14 protein-coding genes are annotated in these 17,328 nt (G+C 35.3%); 9 read left to right on the top strand and 5 right to left on the bottom strand.

Translation table 11 applies throughout. The annotated features are described in order from the left end of the window. Positions 1-35: 35 nt before the first annotated feature. Both ACHZAX_RS05250 and ACHZAX_RS05245 read right to left on the bottom strand, forming a co-directional pair. Positions 36-1,352 carry a type II toxin-antitoxin system HipA family toxin gene (locus ACHZAX_RS05250; RefSeq protein ID WP_101308468.1) on the bottom strand — a complete coding sequence of 439 codons (1,317 nt, stop codon included), beginning with the start codon at positions 1,350-1,352 and terminating at the stop codon, positions 36-38. Further along, positions 1,346-1,690 carry a helix-turn-helix transcriptional regulator gene (locus ACHZAX_RS05245; protein ID WP_101308469.1) on the bottom strand — a complete coding sequence of 115 codons (345 nt, stop codon included), beginning with the start codon at positions 1,688-1,690 and terminating at the stop codon, positions 1,346-1,348. Before ACHZAX_RS05245 ends, ACHZAX_RS05250 begins: the two co-directional genes overlap by 7 nt. A 381-nt stretch (positions 1,691-2,071) precedes the next feature. On the opposite strand from ACHZAX_RS05245, the gene ACHZAX_RS05240 reads away from it, so the two are divergent. The 7 genes from ACHZAX_RS05240 (at position 2,072) to ACHZAX_RS05210 (ending at position 11,319) form a co-directional block, all read left to right on the top strand. Then, positions 2,072-4,033 (top strand): FIST N-terminal domain-containing protein, encoded by a 1,962-nt coding sequence (locus ACHZAX_RS05240; protein ID WP_320018299.1) that lies wholly within the window; start codon positions 2,072-2,074, stop codon positions 4,031-4,033. Positions 4,034-4,486: 453 nt separating this feature from the next. Further along, positions 4,487-5,083: an RNA polymerase sigma-70 factor gene (locus ACHZAX_RS05235; RefSeq protein ID WP_320018298.1), complete on the top strand. Its 597-nt coding sequence runs from the start codon at positions 4,487-4,489 to the stop codon at positions 5,081-5,083. Between the two features lie 13 nt (positions 5,084-5,096). Next, complete coding sequence (locus ACHZAX_RS05230; RefSeq protein WP_320018297.1) at positions 5,097-6,092, top strand: FecR family protein; 996 nt, start codon at positions 5,097-5,099, stop codon at positions 6,090-6,092. A gap of 185 nt (positions 6,093-6,277) precedes the next feature. Continuing rightward, positions 6,278-7,522 (top strand): outer membrane beta-barrel protein, encoded by a 1,245-nt coding sequence (locus ACHZAX_RS05225; RefSeq protein WP_394698217.1) that lies wholly within the window; start codon positions 6,278-6,280, stop codon positions 7,520-7,522. Between the two features lie 63 nt (positions 7,523-7,585). Continuing rightward, entirely contained in the window at positions 7,586-8,935 is a 1,350-nt protein-coding gene (locus ACHZAX_RS05220; RefSeq protein WP_320018295.1) for a DNRLRE domain-containing protein, read from the top strand. 310 nt (positions 8,936-9,245) lie between these two features. Further along, positions 9,246-10,394: a hypothetical protein gene (locus ACHZAX_RS05215; protein WP_320018294.1), complete on the top strand. Its 1,149-nt coding sequence runs from the start codon at positions 9,246-9,248 to the stop codon at positions 10,392-10,394. Positions 10,395-10,740: 346 nt separating this feature from the next. Then, the gene (locus tag ACHZAX_RS05210) at positions 10,741-11,319 is read left to right on the top strand and encodes a peptidylprolyl isomerase (RefSeq protein WP_320018293.1); all 579 of its coding nucleotides are present in this window, start codon (positions 10,741-10,743) and stop codon (positions 11,317-11,319) included. A gap of 2 nt (positions 11,320-11,321) precedes the next feature. Here the strand turns inward: ACHZAX_RS05210 and ACHZAX_RS05205 are convergent, their stop codons facing one another. Next, positions 11,322-12,011: an HAD family hydrolase gene (locus tag ACHZAX_RS05205; protein ID WP_320018292.1), complete on the bottom strand. Its 690-nt coding sequence runs from the start codon at positions 12,009-12,011 to the stop codon at positions 11,322-11,324. A 176-nt stretch (positions 12,012-12,187) separates the two neighbouring features. Here ACHZAX_RS05205 and ACHZAX_RS05200 point away from each other — a divergent pair, with 176 nt between their 5' ends. Continuing rightward, positions 12,188-12,565, top strand: coding sequence for a DUF7670 domain-containing protein (locus tag ACHZAX_RS05200; RefSeq protein ID WP_320018291.1), 378 nt, complete (start codon positions 12,188-12,190; stop codon positions 12,563-12,565). 15 nt (positions 12,566-12,580) lie between these two features. Here the strand turns inward: ACHZAX_RS05200 and ACHZAX_RS05195 are convergent, their stop codons facing one another. Both ACHZAX_RS05195 and ACHZAX_RS05190 read right to left on the bottom strand, forming a co-directional pair. Beyond that, on the bottom strand, positions 12,581-13,519 hold the full coding sequence (locus ACHZAX_RS05195) for a metallophosphoesterase (protein ID WP_101308476.1): 939 nt from the start codon (positions 13,517-13,519) through the stop codon (positions 12,581-12,583). 97 nt (positions 13,520-13,616) lie between these two features. Beyond that, complete coding sequence (locus tag ACHZAX_RS05190; protein WP_320018290.1) at positions 13,617-15,089, bottom strand: aminotransferase class V-fold PLP-dependent enzyme; 1,473 nt, start codon at positions 15,087-15,089, stop codon at positions 13,617-13,619. 325 nt (positions 15,090-15,414) lie between these two features. Here ACHZAX_RS05190 and ACHZAX_RS05185 point away from each other — a divergent pair, with 325 nt between their 5' ends. Further along, the gene (locus tag ACHZAX_RS05185; protein ID WP_320018289.1) at positions 15,415-17,316 is read left to right on the top strand and encodes an AMP-dependent synthetase/ligase; all 1,902 of its coding nucleotides are present in this window, start codon (positions 15,415-15,417) and stop codon (positions 17,314-17,316) included. The last annotated feature ends 12 nt before the right edge of the window (positions 17,317-17,328 follow it).

The following is a 17,328-nucleotide window of genomic DNA, read 5'->3' as shown; positions in this document are numbered from 1 at the left end:
TTTGGTTTAATATCGGTAAGCATTTTAAGTGGTTTCTAATTCTCAAAATTCAATAGTGTTCCTTTAATTGCATCCCGAAGTTTAAAATCAACACTTACTTCATCGGCATAATTATTCCAATTTTGCACTTTACTGTTTATTTCAGCAATAATTTTTTCTGCTTTTTTAATATTCATTGCTTTTGCAAAGCTGACTAAATCTTCTCTCGTAATATCTTTCCTTTTGCCATTAATACTTAAGGCATGCTGACTCACCCAAATACTGTCGGGCCTGTAGGCATGGCAAATATCGTATGCGGGTGCCAGCTCCCAACTTTCTCCTTTTTTCAATCTAAAAGCAAAATTCTTGGTATGATCATCACAATTTCGTGCAATCACATTAAATACCATTCTTCGATACATCTGTTCTGCTTGAGGATATGGCAAGCGCAGTGTTCTCATGGTCTGAAACAATTGCTCATAACTAAAACTTCCTACCTCATTAAAATCGTAATGCTGCATTGCACAGAAAGTTTGAATGTGGTGTTTTTGAGAACCATTTTCCCGATCGAATCGTTTGGTCATGAAGTGTGCCCTGCCATTTTCTTCCAATAAGTCAGATTCCATCATCTCTATTCCACAGTCCCTTGCCATGTTGTAATAGGCCATTTCGATTCTTCCATAACCAATGGTTTTTCCAAATTGAGCATCACTTACACCATCGAGCTTTATTAACCAATGCTCAAAACCTTTGGGAGCATTCGCTTGTCCGGAGCGAACCTGACCCGTTTTTTTGTTGTAGGCAATAATGGCTTTGGGTCTTGCTCCACCAGCTGATGTTCCAATTTTTAGGATCTCCATCATTGCCTGCTGTTCATCTTCACTCAAATTGGCTTCAAAATCTTCCCGCTTTCCGAGCATTTTTTGTGCAATATCAACCAAACCATTGATCTCAACCTGAAAAGAGTTTTTATTAGAGTTGAGTTGTGTGGGTTCAAATTCCAGCGCTCCCATTCCTCTTGTTCCAATAAAACAGAGTTGTTCTATTGGATTCATACTGTTAGCCGGGCGACCATTTTGTGCCAACCAAACATTAATCAGCTGATTTCCATATTTATCGGGTAACACATCGGCCAATAAACCAGGTAAACCTTTAAATGTATCGTGTTCGCTGTTTTTTGAAGGCCTGAGTTCAGGAAATGAAAATATGCGTTGACTGGATTGAACCGGCATTTTGACTGGTGCTAAATCAATTCCTTTCGATTTAAATTTAGGTTCATATTCGAAACTGGCCAGCCCCTGATTCTCATCCCAGGCTACAGCCCCAACAGTCTGTCCCCAAATTTTTACATATGCCGTTCTTATTTCTACCATTCGCTTTCATTTTGCTTGTTATCATCCTTGCCTCTGGCTCTTTGTCTTTTTTGCTTATCCAACTTAGCCAGTTCCAATGGACTTAACTTAGTTTCAAGCTTAAAATTGTCGAGTACATGCAGTAAGTCAAGAGCCCGCAGAATTTGGAGTAATGAAATCAATGAAACAGCTTCCCCTTTCTCCAGTTGACTCACGGTCCAGCGATTAACTCCAGCCGCTTCAGCAATTTTTGCCTGTGTTTTATTTTGAAGCAAACGTTGCTCTTTTACATACCTGCCAATTGTAGAAATAATTGCCTTATCACTCATCGAAACCCAATTATTGTTGGTATTTTCCATCACTAATGTTTTTATATGTATTTAATGTTGGCATTATCTCGCATAAATATATAAAAAACAATTCAAACACAAACAATTTATGTTGGTAAATACAATCACTATCACATAAAGAATACATTTATATTGGTTTTTACCATCAATAAAATTTACATTTAATGATTTTGATAAATGTTTCTTTCGTGAAGAGATCGAATCCCTCCACTCCTTTTGCTATCATAAAAGAAACCATCCATAAATCTGTAAAGAACCAATCTCAATTATTGAAAAAGTTTGATACAAAAAATTTAACCATTATCTTTTGATATGTTCCAGCTTAGCTATCGAAATTATTAAATTTTTAAGAGGTAACTTGTATACGTTTTTCACATAAAAAGCAAAAACATGCATCAACACAATTTCAAAATATCAGATATTAGTGATCTTAAAAAGATATTACAATCTAATGAGATAAGCCATTCTACAACATATCAATCTCTTCTGGTGCAAGTATTTTCAGCTCATAATAAATCAGACTGGTATTTGACAATAGGTGAAACAATTAAAGAAGTTTACCCTGACGCTGTAATTACCGGAGCTACATCAGTGGGAGAAATTACAGAAGGTAGAATTTTCACAAATTCAACAGCTGTCTTGTTTTCCTTTTTCGAAAGCGCAAAGCTAAATTTATTTTCTTACAGCTGCCAATTAGGAGAGGAAGAGAAGGTTGGCAATGCACTGCTTAGAAACACAAAACTGCTGGATGATAAAATTAAGGGAATGCTATTACTTTCCACACCTATCGCCAACGATTCTGGGAAAATATTTAACACTCTGGCAACTTCAAGTCTCGATTTTCCAATTTTTGGCGGTGGAGCCGGTGATTATGCAAATGAGCGCGAAACATTGGTTTTCGATGGGGAACAATGCTATAAAGAAGGCGTTGTTGCAGTTTGTTTTTCAGGGAACAATTTACAAATTGAATTGTCAACCTGTCTTGGTTGGCAACCTCTGAGCAAAGAAATGACAATAACCGATGTAGGTGATGTGGCGGTTAAAACCATTGATAATATGCCTGCGTTTTCGGTTTATGAAAAATATTTAGGAATTAAAGCCGACAGCAATTTCTTTCAAAACAGCCTAGAATTTCCTTTTATAATAACCCGGAATAATCACGAAATTGCCCGAACTCCATTTTTTGTGAATGAAGATGATCAGTCCATACAAATGGTAGCAGATGTAAAGGCAGGTGAAAAATTTCGTATTGGATACGGCAATCCTCAAACTATTAAAGAAGAATCAGCTGTATTGCAACACCAAATGTGTAATTTTAAACCTGAAGCTATCTTTATATACACTTGTATTTGCAGAAGATTTTTAATGCAGGATGAAGTTGACTTTGAAACATTGCCTTTTAATGCTATCGCCCCAACTGCTGGTTTTTACACATTTGGTGAATTTTTTTCGAATAACTCATTTCATGCCTTACTTAATTCTTCAATGGTGACTGTTGGATTTCGAGAAGGAGAACCAATAACAAAAGCCGAATCCTCCAATGACACATTAAAAAAGCATACCCTCATAGATCCATATACAAATCAACACAACCGAATTCTTTCCCGCCTGATTTTTTTCATCAATGTTTTAATTGAACAAATGGAAGAAAAGAGTCTTAAGTTGAAAGTTCTTAATGAACAAAAAAACGAAATTATTGGTATCGTAGCCCATGACTTACGAAGTCCGCTTGGTGTAATACAAGGCTTTTCGGAATTATTGGAAGATGAAATGAAAAATGAAGAGCATAAAGATTTTGCTTCACTAATTCATACGGAGAGTTCAAATTTACTGTATTTACTAAACGATCTACTGGACATTTCAAAAATTGAATCGGGTAAGTTGGATCTGAAACGAAAAGAAATTGATTATATAGCTTTGATTCATCGGAACATTAAAACCAATAGCTTTTTTGCTCAAAAGAAAAATATCTCAATTACTGTTGAGTCTGAAATTGAACACCAATTATTGTCTGTTGACGAAGGGCAAATTATACAAGTTTTAAATAATATTATTGGAAATGCAATCAAGTATTCCTATCCTGATTCTAAGATAAAAATCAAAGTATTAAAAAAAGACGATCAGATAATCACCCAAATTATTGATCAAGGACAAGGTATTCCTAAAGAAGAACTTGAAAATGTTTTTACGATGTTTCAAAAGACCAGCACTAAACCTACAGGTGGTGAAGCAAGCCATGGGTTAGGACTTGCCATTGTTAAGAAAATTGTAGAAGGTCACAAAGGCCAGATAAATGTAGAAAGTAATCAGGGAAAAGGTTCTATGTTTTATTTTTCATTGCCGATTGACTAGTGCTTTGACAACTGCTGAAGTGTTTATAAAACTGACCAGTAAGCCATTTATTTGGCTTGCTGGTAATTATCAATTAAGTGATATCATAAAATTAAACGTACAACTTTTCTCTTGATTGCACTCAGCTTGTACTTCACATCCGTGCATCTCAATAAACTTCTAAGTAACAATCCAAACCCGGTCCCCTTCTCATTACTCGTTTTCCATGTTGAATGGCTATGTTCAAGCCAAAACAATTTATCCATATCCTCATTCCAACTCCGTTGTCGGATACAGAAATGATCAATTACTTCTGCTTATTCTCCATGTTAGATAGCTTATTTGCAATTTACACGGAAAAATTTTCATGTAAACAGACAGCCAATATGACGTCATATGAAACTGAAATTATAATTTTTTTGATTTTTCAATTTCCCATATTTAACTTATATTGCAAAACTTTTATGATAATATATGAATACGAACCTCTCCTCTGTCTATAAAATTAAGCAAGGCGATATTGCCACCTTCAAGAGCTTATACCTGGAGTATTATAAAAAACTATGTTTTCACGCTTTTAAAATTACTAACCGTAATGATATTGCAGAAGAAATAGTACAGGACGTGTTTGTTAAAATTTGGGAAAAACGCGAAAAGCTTAACCTTTCTGATAATATTGGCAGCTACTTGTACCGTGCTGTACTAAACGAATCACTCAATTTTCTGAAAAAACAAAAGTATGATACTTACGACGAAAATAGTATACAAAACCTGAAAAGCCTTAGCAACTGCCATGGGATAGAGATCAACCAAAATGAGATAAGAAAAGAAATAAGGAAGGCCATAAAAAAACTACCCGACAAAACGCGACGTGTTTTCATTATGAGCCGTAAACTCGAACTCTCTTACCAAGATATAGCAGACAGGCTCAACATAAGCATTAAAGGTGTTGAATATCATATATGTAAAGCCTTAAAATTATTACGGGAGGATTTGAATTCAACTCTTTTTTTACTTTTTTTTATGCTTTTCACTATGGTATCAGCAACTTGCATTGTTATAACTATATAAATCTCTTCTTAAAATGTCAGGTAATACAAAACATACAGAAAACGAACTTCTTATTTCCCGCTTTTTAAGCAACCATGCTTCAGAAGCCGAGAGACAGAAGGTAATTAATCTGCTGCAAACCGACGATCAATTTAAAGAAGTATTTCTCGGTATGCAGCAAACAGTAAAAACCGTTGATGCCCTTCTTTTTTACGAAAGCATTGATGAAGAAAAAGCGCTTAAACAAATTTATTCGAAAGCAAATATTAAAGAAGAAAATACAGTTAAACCAAAGCCTGCAATGCAATTAAGAAGAGTTCTAAAAATTGCAGGGATAATTGTACTTGGAGCTATTATTACCTTTTTGATTCAGGATAAACCAAAACAGATATTACTTTCTTCAACAAACAGTATCCTTTCTGAAAAACTAATGCCCGACAGCTCAATTGTAACTTTAAATAAAAATAGTTCTTTGCAGTACTCAAATAAATACGGCATCAAAAATCGCACTGTACAGCTTAATGGTGAAGCATTCTTTTCAGTTAAAAAAAATACCCACCTTCCGTTTATTGTAGATTGCAGCGGGCTTTTCGTAGAAGTGACCGGAACTTCATTTAGCGTCAGCAATTACATAAACAGCAAACAAATTAACGTTTATGTAACATCCGGGCAGGTGAAAGTTTATGATAAGAAAGGCAAATTGGATATACTAAATCCCGGTGACATGATTGTCTACAGCAAAACTAATAAAACACTTCATAAATCTCATGCCGAAAAGAATTCCAATATCAATTCCTGGTTGACCCAAACATTGGCTTTTGACGATTGCCCATTACAGCAGGTTATTAATGACATCAATAATCATTACAAGGTACATATTCAGCTTGATGTTAAAAACATCAAAAACTGCAGACTTAGTGCAAATTTCGAAAAATCAAGTCTGGAATCAGTTCTTAAAATAATTTGTTTATCATTTAATTTAGAGCTAATAAATAACGGTACCCTCACTTTAAAAGGAGACGGATGTTAATACAAACCTGCAGAAATAATACCTCCACCAAATTATATTCAACCTGAAATCTCACATTAAAAATTTACAATTTGCTAATTACCCGAAATTCATGCCTGGTGTTTTTCCTTTTTTTTCATTCCTTCACTTTCGCCCAAACAAATTTAGAAAATAAAAATATCAGCCTGCAACTTAACGAAACCTCATTGATAGAAGTAATAAAAGCTATTGAAACACAAAGTGGTGTTTCTTTTGTCTACAACACTTCCATAATGAAAAACGCTCAAAAAGTGAGTATTGATGTTAAAGATGCTGACATCAACACTCTTTTACAAAAAATTTGTAAGGAGTCTGGCAACAATTATAAAGTAATTGACAATCAAGTGGTTTTTTTTAAAGTTACTGCCCCTGTTGCAAAATCCATTCAAGTTTTAATAAAACCCGAAACAAGTCAGCTATCCGCCAATAAGCATGTAGCAATTTCGAAAAATATCATTCAATCAGAGAAAAATATTTGTGATCGTAGTCCTCTTTTGGATACTGCGAACAAACCTACTCTTGATATCAACAAAAATATAATAACAGATACTTTAAAAGCAACACCTCTTGCAACTGACTCTATAGTAGACGAGGTGCGCATTTTTCTAATTTCCGCAAAATTAGCAGTTAACCAAAATTGCTCTTCCGATAGTCTCAGGCTTTCATGTCTTAACATTGCAGAACAAAACACTTCAACAGATAAACCCTCAGCAAACAAATACTTTTATTCCATTCAGATAAAAAAAGAATTAGGCATTTCACCTGGTTTTAGCAAAGGTGATACACTCAGTACCGAAGAGGTTCAAATATTAAACAATAGTGTGGCCAGTTATGGGATCGGCGGCGGAATAAAACTTGGATATACCATCAAACGTTTTTCATTCAAAACCGGTCTGTTGTATACCCAATTCATTGAAAGATTTTCAATAAAGAAAACCCGCAAAATATTTTCCAGACAAACACATTTGGAAGGAATTACATGGCAGGAAAAAAGTTCTGAGGGAATTATAATACACACCGACACTATTCCTATTACACAAACCATTGTAACCGATTCTGTGGCTGTATTTAGGCAAAAATATAAATCCTCGTATCTTGAGATACCATTCGATATTGATTACTCAATTCCTATTAACGCAAAATGGAGTGTATTTGGCTCTTTGGGCGTAACTTATGCTATCACTTTGAAAGAAAATTACACCTCACCATTTTCCGCATATAATCCAAAAGCAGTTAATAAACTAGATATATCAGTAGGAATAAGTACGGGGCTAAAGTTTTTTTCTAACAATTTACACTACTATTTTATGGCTGGCGGGCGAACTCGTACTTCATTGAATGCCAACAACAAAATCATTAACAGGAATCCCATTTACCTAAACATGACTGTTGGTGTTATAAATTATTTCTAATATTTCACTAGGGAACAACAGGTATTGATTGTTATATGAGTGTAAATATTAAAAATTTAAATTATGAATACGAAAAATTTTCTTACAGGTATCTTTTTAATACTAGTTGCATTTACAGCTTGCAATAAAGATAGTATTGAAGACAACAAAACTCTAAGCCCGGTTGAATTTAAAATGACAGTTAGCGAAAACAGCACAAAGTCTGCAGTTGGAAACAAGCTAAAAACTACCGAAGTTACCAATGTAAAGTCTGCTTTAGTTTCTATTGCTGATGACAATGGCAACTTAGTTTACGAACTGGAACAAATTGAACTAATTAGTTTTAACGGCAATTTTATTACAAATAAATTATTGCTGGAAGTTGGACACTACACACTAACAGAGTTTTTACTACTCGATATCAATGGCAATGTAGCCTATGCGACGCCCAAAGACGGCTCTGATTTAGCCAATTTGGTTAATGACCCTCTTGCCATTAACTTTTCGGTTAACTTAAACGAAACAACTACGGTTACTCCCGAAGTATTACGTATTGATAATTTTGAACCATCTGACTTTGGTTATGTTGAGTTTGGATTCAGATACATTAAAACATTCGATTTTGCAATGGGCATTTACACACTCGATGACAACCAAACTGCAATTGCGACCAATGCCAACATTACATTAACAGCGAATAACAAAGAATGTCTCAATAAAGAAATAAACGGAGCATTAAATGTGTTAACAATAAATGATGGACTGCAAAATTACAGCATAAAAGTAGAGAAATCAGGCTATAAAACGTTTAGTGAAACCTATACGGCGGAACAATTAAAACAATATGAAACAACGCCTCTGAATATCTATCTCGAAGAGATAAAGGAATTTACTCTTGATTACAACAAAATAACTGATGCCACTCTTACAAGTTACTATCCCGACAATAACGAAAATGGAACTTTTATTCAAGCTTTTACATGGACTTTTACTGGAGATCCGGTAAGCTGCAGGTTTCTTATGGGATTTGATTTGAGCGAGATTCCTGAAGGACAACAGATAAAAAGTGCTAAACTCTCATTATTCTATGCCGACAATCATATCGCTTCTCTTGAAGAATATTATGGTGGCCAAAATGATTTAAAAATTGAATTAGTAGACCAAGTCTGGGACGAAACTACAGTTACCTGGAACAACCAACCATCTACAATTTCGAACGGAGCAATAATTATACCTTCAGATGAAAACGGAAAAATTGACAAACCCGATATTGACATTACTCCATTAATTCAAGCCATGATAAATAACTCCGATGGTAGTTTTGGAATTAAAATATCGCAGGTTGTCGAAACAATATACAAATCAAGCTTTTTTGCTTCAACAGAAAATGAGTTTGTTGATAAAAGACCAATACTTAAAATCATTCTTAATTAATAATTATCTCATCCTACAATAAGCGTTACAGATTATTGTACCAAATTAATAACATTCTCAGTAGTCCACAAAGGTGACCTTGTGGGCTACTGCTTTTTTGCAAGTTGTTATTCTATTTTGCAGATGAATCTGATTCGAAGTTAACCTGCTGCAGAAATAATGGTATGCTATTTGTTTAGCAAAAAACCTATTCGTGCAAACCCGTTGCTGTATGGGCTAAATAAAACCGAAAAAAAAAGAACCTTATCAATTTACCGGCGTATTCTCAATTTTAAAATTAAATTTGCATCAAAACTAACATCCTACATCTATGAATAAAATGATACGCTTCACACTTATTGCTCTTCTATTTATTTCTGCAGCCTGCAGCACCGGAAATAAAGCTCTTCAAAATGGAGATTATTACTCTGCTGTTATTAAATCGGTAGACCGGTTACGATCAAATCCTGATAAAGCAAAGGCTCAATTAACTTTAAGAGAAAGTTATCCTTTGGCAGTGAACTGGTATCAGCAGGAAATCAGTACGCTTTTATCTTCGAATGATCCGTTTAAGTATTCAAAAACCGTTGGACATTACCAGACTTTGAATAGAATGACTGATGAAATTAGAAGATGCCCGGGTGCATTGCGCGTTATTCCTAATCCAAAGCAATACCAGACAGAAGAATACATGGCCAGGCAAAATGCAGCGCCTGAATGTTATGAAGCAGGCGCAATGGAACTTGCAAAAGGAACCCGTCAAGATGCGGTAACTGCATTTACGCATTTCGAAAAAGCCAATAATTTTGTTCCCAACTACAAAGATGTTGCTGATAAAATGGCTGAAGCAGAGGAAATGGCAACCTTAAAAGTGATTATCGATCATGTGCCTGTGAACTCCACAAAATATCAATTGAGTGCTGAGTTTTTTCAAGATCAGGTAACACAGTTTATCTTCAACAATATCAAACGAAGATTTGTACGATTCTACACACCCAAACAAGCTGAGTTAGAGAAACTGGAATATCCTGATCAGATTATTGGAATGCGTTTCGAAGATTTCGTAGTTGGCGAAACTCACGATACAGATATAGAAAAGCAAGTTGTAAGCGCTGATAGTGTTGAAGTTGGATCGACCAAACTAAAAAATGGCGAAACAATTAAAGTATACAATATTGTGAAAGCTAAATTGCATATTCACAAACGTGAGGTGATTTCGAAAGGAATGCTTTCTCTTCATATTATTGAATTCGAAAACCAAAAGGAAGTAAATAACAAACAATTTGGTGGTCAATTTAACTGGTTTTACCAATGGGGAAATTACAATGGTGACGAAAGAGCTTTAACAAAAGAAGAATTGAATATTTGCCATAGCGAGCCAATTCTCCCTCCTGCTCATCAGGATTTATTTGTAGAGTTTACAAAGCCTATTTTCACCGATCTTACCGCAGAGTTAAGACGATTCTATAATCGATACTAATTAATAAACTTTTTTTTACAAAAGAATATTTGACGTCAACGTTAGTTTATCAACTATAGTAAACAAGAGTATAATCTGAAAAAACTAAGAAATACACAAAGAGGCAGAAATTTAATTTTTCTGCCTCTTTGTTTTTTTTTAGAATGTCTCGTTATATTGTCATAAAATAGTTTTACGACAAAAAATTAATCGTAAAAGAATTGGAAAAATATGGAATTCATGCGATATTGAGCAATCCTAAAGATCTAACAATTAACACACTCAACAAATATCTTGAATTTAAGTCCAGAGGGTTGATCTAAACAGATTATTCAATTGAGATATTGAAATGAGAAAAACGCGAATCATGAAACACATTTATCTTCTTCTTGTATCTGTTATAACACTTGCAGACTTTGCGAGCGCTCAAAATCCTAAAGTTGAAATTACCACGACGCTAGGAACAATCGAATTGGAAATTTTCAAAGATAAAGCACCCATTACTGCCAATTACTTTTTGGAAAATGTGAACAACAATGTCTTTAAGGATGCTTGCGTTTACCGTGTGGTCAGAATGGATAACCAACCTAATAATGACATTAAAATTGAAGTTATTCAAGGCGGATTGTTCTTTGATTCTATTGTAGATCAGAAGCCGGCAATTGCACATGAAACAACAAAGGAAACCGGTATTTTACATACCGATGGTGTTATTTCCATGGCAAGAAATCAGCCGGGGTCGGCCTCAACAGAATTTTTTATTTGTATCGGCGATCAACCCAATTTAGATTTTGAAGGAATGCGTAATCCGGACGGACAAGGTTTTGCCGCATTTGGCAAAGTGATCAAAGGAATGGACGTTGTCAAATTAATTCAACAACAAAAAGATGATGAACAAATGCTGGTTGAACGAATCGATATTTTATCAATAACCAGAATACAGTAGACTTATACCAGCTGAAGTAATTCCCTGATGTTTTGAATTCCGGTTATTCCTACTGTTTGTATTTCTTCGTCGCTCACCAATTCATGCTCCCAGGTTGTATGAAATGGAACATGAACTGCTTTTCCACCCAAATTAAGTACCGGAAGAATATCCGATTTTAAGGAATTCCCAACCATTAAAAACTCACTTGCAGGAATATCAAGATGTTGAATCAACTTTTTATAGTCATCTTCCCTTTTATCACTCATCACCTCGATATGATGAAAATACTTTAGCAATCCTGATTTTTTCAATTTCCTTTCCTGATCGAGCAAATCGCCTTTGGTAGCAACAATCAATCGGTATTTTCCCTGCAGACTTTCCAGTACGTCAACAACACCATCAATTAATTCAATCGACTTGTTCATCTGCCGTTTTCCCAATTCAATAATTGACTGAATTTTTTCGGAACTAATATTTCCTTTGGTGATTTTCAAACTTGTTTCTATCATTGATAGAATAAAAGCCTTTGTTCCATATCCATACAAAGGAATATTGCCAATCTCCGTTGTAAATAATTTTTCGGTAACCTCCTCAAGGCTCATTCCATTTTTCATCAGATTACAAAACTCCATTTCAGATTCTCTGAAATAGGGTTCATTCACCCAAAGGGTATCGTCTGCATCAAATGCAATCACTTTTATTTCATCCATGTTTATTTCTTTTGATAGAGCAAAGCTGCAAAAAGACTTTAAGAATACAAAAAACTAAACTGCAAAAAACAGTCACTCATCACAATCTATGCAAGCCACTCATTTGCAATTAAATTTGATTCTATTTTAGTATTTCCGTAATTTAAAAATGCAAATTATCAGAAAGCGCATAACCTATGGAAAAACGCACGTTATTTCAAGACGATTCATCGCAGTTTTATCTTATTGCAGCCAGAATTATCGGATTCCTGATTACAGGTATCTTCATGCTATTTATAGTGCCTGAATTTATTGCCTTATTAAGTAAGGAAACTGCTGGCAATGAAGGATGGACATTGCTCTTTTATCTACTTTCGATTGCCTATGGCTGTGGCTTTCTAATCTCTTTCCGGAAAGTTGGACTGGGTGGTTTACTGCTAGTAATCAGCAGTATTTTAATCACTCTTTATGCATTTATTGATTCCAATAGTTGGATGGTTTTACTCCTGTTTATTCCCCTTTCCTTCTCCGGAATTTTATTTCTGATTTACTGGAAGAAAAAACGAAACAAATAGAGAGCAATATTCTGTCTACTTCACCAAAGATTTCTTAACTTTTTTTACCGAAACAATATTCTTCTGACTCAATGGAAGTGTATTATCCCAACGATAGGCAACAAAAACGCCGTCATTAGCAATGCAGCCATCCACGCAGCATAAATTACTACGAACAACACCTGCTTTATCTCCCAAACAATAATGTCCAAAAAATACCGGATATTCATCTTCGGAGTAAAGTGGAATATCAAAGTAGAGTTGAGATGGAATGGTGTATTGGGGCAAGCGAAATCTGTTTCCAAATGAAATCTCATCAAAACTTTTCCCATTCATCGGCTCCCACCATTTAATCCGATAAGCTGAACGTTTAAAACCATAATCATCCTTCAGCACCAAATTATCAGGAAACGCAAACTCTCTCCCTTTTAACAGAAGCATGGCAGCATCAAATACTTTGCCTCTTTCAAAATTTATTTTTCTTAAAAACTCCTTACTCAAACAATTTTCCGGGTTTTCCTTTTTCAGAAGTTCTATCGCTTCCTGATCCCAGCAAGCATGAACAACACGAAATCCATCCAACTCCAAATACAAAGGCAATGACCGTAACCATTTCAGATAAGATTTTCGTTTCACCTTATCCAATTTAAACTCTTCGTAGGTCTTTTTAATTTGAGTTTTGTTTTTCAAATTATGCCCTTTTAAAAACAGACCATCATTATCTTTGGTATAATAAGTAAGTACATTCAGTTCGTGATTTCCCACTATAGCAAAAGCATTACCGGCAGTAACCATTTCCCGGATTATTCTGAGTGTCTCAAAAATATGGGGTCCCCTATCCACATAATCTCCAACAAAAACAGCTTTTCTTTCAGGATGAAAATATCCTTCCTCCCCTTCAATATAGCCCAGACTAAGCAACATATGCTGCAATGTTGCAGCCTCACCATGAACATCTCCTATAATATCGTACACGTTTATCTTTATTTTTTATTCAAATCAAAAATATAAAAAAATCCTGAAAAGAAATTCTCAGGATTAAAATCATATCTATAAAGAAGAGACAAATTTATTAGAATTTGAATAAATCATTAACAACAATCTTTTTCTTGACTTCTTGATTTCCACTATAGAAAAACTCATTTGTTTTGCGATTGTAAGAATAATCATTTTTCCAGTCTTCGAAATTCTCCACAATTTTTTCGAGACTATCAATAAAAAACAAAACCTCTTTATTTGTTGTTGTAGGATGCAGAGACCAACGTACCCATCCTGGTTTGTGAGTTAAATCGCCTGATGTAATTTCACTTGTGATCGCATCAGACTGTTCCTGACTTACCTCCAACAGATAATGACCATAGGTTCCTGCACAGGCGCAACCGCCGCGTACTTGAATTCCAAAACGGTCGTTCAACAGTTTTACCAAAAGATTGTAATGAATGTACTCTACATAAAAAGACAATATTCCCAAACGTGACTTTATATTCTCGGCAAGTACATGTACGTCTTTAACTGCTTTTAAACGATCGAATGCCAAATTGAGAAGCTCTTCTTCTCTTGCAGCAATATTTTTAGTACCCATCTGATTTTTCACTTCAATTGCCAAAGCAATTCGAATCGACTGCAGAAATCCAGGTGTTCCGCCATCTTCACGGGCTTCAATACTATCAACGTATTTGTATTTCCCCCATGGATTGGTCCAATCTACTGTTCCTCCGCCCGGATTATCGGGGACTTCGTTCTTGTATAATTTTGAATCAAAAATCATTACCCCGGAAGAACCCGGACCGCCTAAAAATTTATGGGGTGAAAAGAAAATCCCATCCAACTTTTCCATTTCATCTTCAGGATGCATGTTAATTTCAACGTAAGGTGCTGAGGCTGCAAAATCAATAAAACAAATCCCACCAAATTCGTGCATTAATTTAGCCATTTGATGAAATGGAGTCGCAATACCGGTAACATTAGAGCAAGCAGTAAAGGATCCGATTTTCATTTTACGTTCCTTGTATTTCTCCAACTGATTTCTCAACTCGTTCAGATCAATAGTCAAATCATTCCCTGGAGGAATCACAACTACATCAACATTGGTTTCGTACCATGAAGTTTGATTGGAGTGATGCTCCATATGTGTAATAAACACAACTGGTTTTTCTCTTTCTTTCTGACAGGCATGTCGTCCTAAAATTCCACAACCTTTCAAACCTAAAATCCTCTGCAGCTTATTAATAACCGCAGTCATTCCGAAACCGGCATGAATAATTACATCATCAGAATCTGCATTTACATGCTTTTTAATCAACTCTTGAGCCCGACGATAGGATTGAGTCATTAAAGTACCAGTTTCGTTCGTTTCAGTATGCGTGTTTGCTACATACGGACCAAATTCTTCCGCTATTTTCTTTTCTATGGGTGCATATAAGCGACCACTTGCAATCCAATCGCCGTAAATAATTCTTTGCTTTCCGAATGGGGAATAAAAGCTGGCATCGTGACCAATCGTATTTTTACGAAACTTTTTAAAATATTTTTCCAGATTACTCATTTAGTTTAGGCTTATGTATGTTGTTGTTGTTTGTGTCGTAATTTATTAATTATCCTTTCTTTAAAGACAACTAAAACCCGCTTTTGGGTGAAAAAGATTTAGAAAAAACATTTATTAATTTCATTCAATAAAACGAGTGGGAAATTAGATATTCTTCACACGAAAATCAAGGAGTTTTTGCAGGTTTTTAGCTATTTACATATTAAAGCAGCGGCACTAAAATACATTCACAATTTTTTAATACATACAGCTTGTTTAAAACGGGCTAATCAGCTATTTTTGAAACTCGTTAAAAATCAAGAACATTCTTACAATATAGAAGTAAATGAAAACTATCATACAACTCTTTGAGAACAGCGTTGATCTGTTTGGTGAAAATCCTTTTCTGTGGGAGAAAGCCAATTCAGACTATCAATCTGTTAGTTACCAATCACTATACGACGAGGTGCAGCTATTTGCGGCCGGCTTGTTTTCTTTAGGGATTCAAAAAGCAGATCGAATCGGGCTTCTTTCCGAAGGGAGAAATGCATGGGTGCTCTCCGAGCTTGGAATTTTATTTGCCGGTGCGGTAAATGTTCCTTTATCTGTAAAGCTGGATGCTCAAAACGAACTTAAATTTCGCCTTAATCATTCGGAAGCCCGTATTGTTGTTGTTTCAAACAATCATCTCGAAAAAATCAGATCAATTAAAGACCAATTGGAGAATATTGAAACCATAATTGTTCTTGATAAAAATATTGAGCTTCAGGAGAAGGAAATTTCACTTTCTCAACTACTGAAAATGGGTGAAGAGTTATCTGAAAATGATAAATCCAAACTTAAAGAGATTCAAAAAAACATTGCGGCAGATGATGATGCAAACATCTCCTACACTTCCGGAACCACTGCCGATCCGAAAGGAATTATTCTTACACACAACAACTACGCGAGTAATGTGTATCAGGCATCGAATTTGATGGAAATTCCTGCCAGCTTTAAAACCTTGTTAATTCTCCCTTGGGATCATTCATTTGCACACACGGCGGGAATTTACAGCTTCATGCTAAAAGGTGCTTCGATTGCTGCTGTTCAGCAAGGTAAATCGCCTATGGAGGCATTAAAGAATATCCCCAATAATATCAAAGAAATTAAGCCCGACATTATTTTAAGTGTTCCTGCTCTGGCTAAAAATTTTAAAAAGAATATCGAAAAAGGAATTAAAGCCAAAGGCCCTAAGGCCGAGAAACTTTTTAATAAGGCTCTTGAAGTAGCCTACAAATACAATGATGCCGGCTGGAATAAAGGAAAAGGAACACGTATGTTTCTAAAGCCAATATACATGTTCTATGACAAAATACTTTTTTCGAAAGTGAGAGAAAATTTTGGCGGCAACTTAAAATTCTTTGTTGGCGGAGGTGCTCTGTTAGATATTGAACTGCAACGCTTCTTTTACGCAATTGGAATTCCTATGTATCAAGGTTATGGATTATCTGAAGCTTCGCCGATTATTTCTTCCAATGCCCACCACAATCATAAATTAGGATCATCGGGCTTTATTGTTCCCAATATGGATTTAAAAATCTGTGACGACAATGGAAATACAGTTCCTGTTGGCGAAAAAGGCGAAATTGTGATCAAAGGTGGTAATGTAATGAAAGGCTACTGGAAAAACGATAAAGCCTCTGCTGAAACTCTTCGTGACGGCTGGTTGCATACCGGCGATATGGGCTATGTAGATCAGGATGGTTTTCTTTATGTACTGGGCCGCTTCAAATCTCTTTTGATTGCCAATGATGGTGAGAAATTTAGCCCCGAAGGAATTGAAGAAGCATTTGTGGATCAATCACCATTACTTGATCAGTGTTTACTTTATAACAACCAAAATCCTTATACCATTGCACTGGTGGTTCCCAACAAAGGGGCTGTTCTGGCTCGATTAAAACCACTCCATCTTACTTTGGAATCGGAGGAAGGACAAACAGCAGCTTTGGAATTAATACAAAACGAGCTAAATGAGTATCGTCCGGGAGGAAAACACGAAGACATGTTTCCTCGCAGATGGCTGCCAACAGCAATTGGAATTTTACCCGAAGCTTTTACCGAAGAAAATAAGTTGCTAAACTCTACCATGAAAGTGGTTCGCAGCAAAGTTATTGACTTTTTTAAAGAACAAATTGATTTTCTTTATACGCCGGAAGGAAAAGATTTATTTAATTCCAGAAACAAAGAAAACCTTAGGGATTTTTAAAAACAACACGAC

The sequence above is a fragment of the Labilibaculum manganireducens genome (assembly GCF_963665805.2).
In the GTDB taxonomy this organism is placed as follows: Bacteria; Bacteroidota; Bacteroidia; order Bacteroidales; family Marinifilaceae; genus Labilibaculum; species Labilibaculum manganireducens.
Note: the sequence above shows the minus strand (reverse complement) of the source record. Positions and strands in the feature narration are given on the sequence as shown.

Bases quoted from the DNA above. Each gene is read 5' to 3' on its own strand.
- ACHZAX_RS05250 (WP_101308468.1), bottom strand. From the start codon at position 1,352: ATGGTAGAAATAAGAACGGCATATGTAAAAATTTGGGGACAGACTGTT.
- ACHZAX_RS05245 (WP_101308469.1), bottom strand. From the start codon at position 1,690: ATGGAAAATACCAACAATAATTGGGTTTCGATGAGTGATAAGGCAATT.
- ACHZAX_RS05240 (WP_320018299.1), top strand. From the start codon at position 2,072: ATGCATCAACACAATTTCAAAATATCAGATATTAGTGATCTTAAAAAG.
- ACHZAX_RS05235 (WP_320018298.1), top strand. From the start codon at position 4,487: ATGAATACGAACCTCTCCTCTGTCTATAAAATTAAGCAAGGCGATATT.
- ACHZAX_RS05230 (WP_320018297.1), top strand. From the start codon at position 5,097: ATGTCAGGTAATACAAAACATACAGAAAACGAACTTCTTATTTCCCGC.
- ACHZAX_RS05220 (WP_320018295.1), top strand. From the start codon at position 7,586: ATGAATACGAAAAATTTTCTTACAGGTATCTTTTTAATACTAGTTGCA.
- ACHZAX_RS05215 (WP_320018294.1), top strand. From the start codon at position 9,246: ATGAATAAAATGATACGCTTCACACTTATTGCTCTTCTATTTATTTCT.
- ACHZAX_RS05210 (WP_320018293.1), top strand. From the start codon at position 10,741: ATGAAACACATTTATCTTCTTCTTGTATCTGTTATAACACTTGCAGAC.
- ACHZAX_RS05205 (WP_320018292.1), bottom strand. From the start codon at position 12,011: ATGGATGAAATAAAAGTGATTGCATTTGATGCAGACGATACCCTTTGG.
- ACHZAX_RS05200 (WP_320018291.1), top strand. From the start codon at position 12,188: ATGGAAAAACGCACGTTATTTCAAGACGATTCATCGCAGTTTTATCTT.
- ACHZAX_RS05190 (WP_320018290.1), bottom strand. From the start codon at position 15,089: ATGAGTAATCTGGAAAAATATTTTAAAAAGTTTCGTAAAAATACGATT.
- ACHZAX_RS05185 (WP_320018289.1), top strand. From the start codon at position 15,415: ATGAAAACTATCATACAACTCTTTGAGAACAGCGTTGATCTGTTTGGT.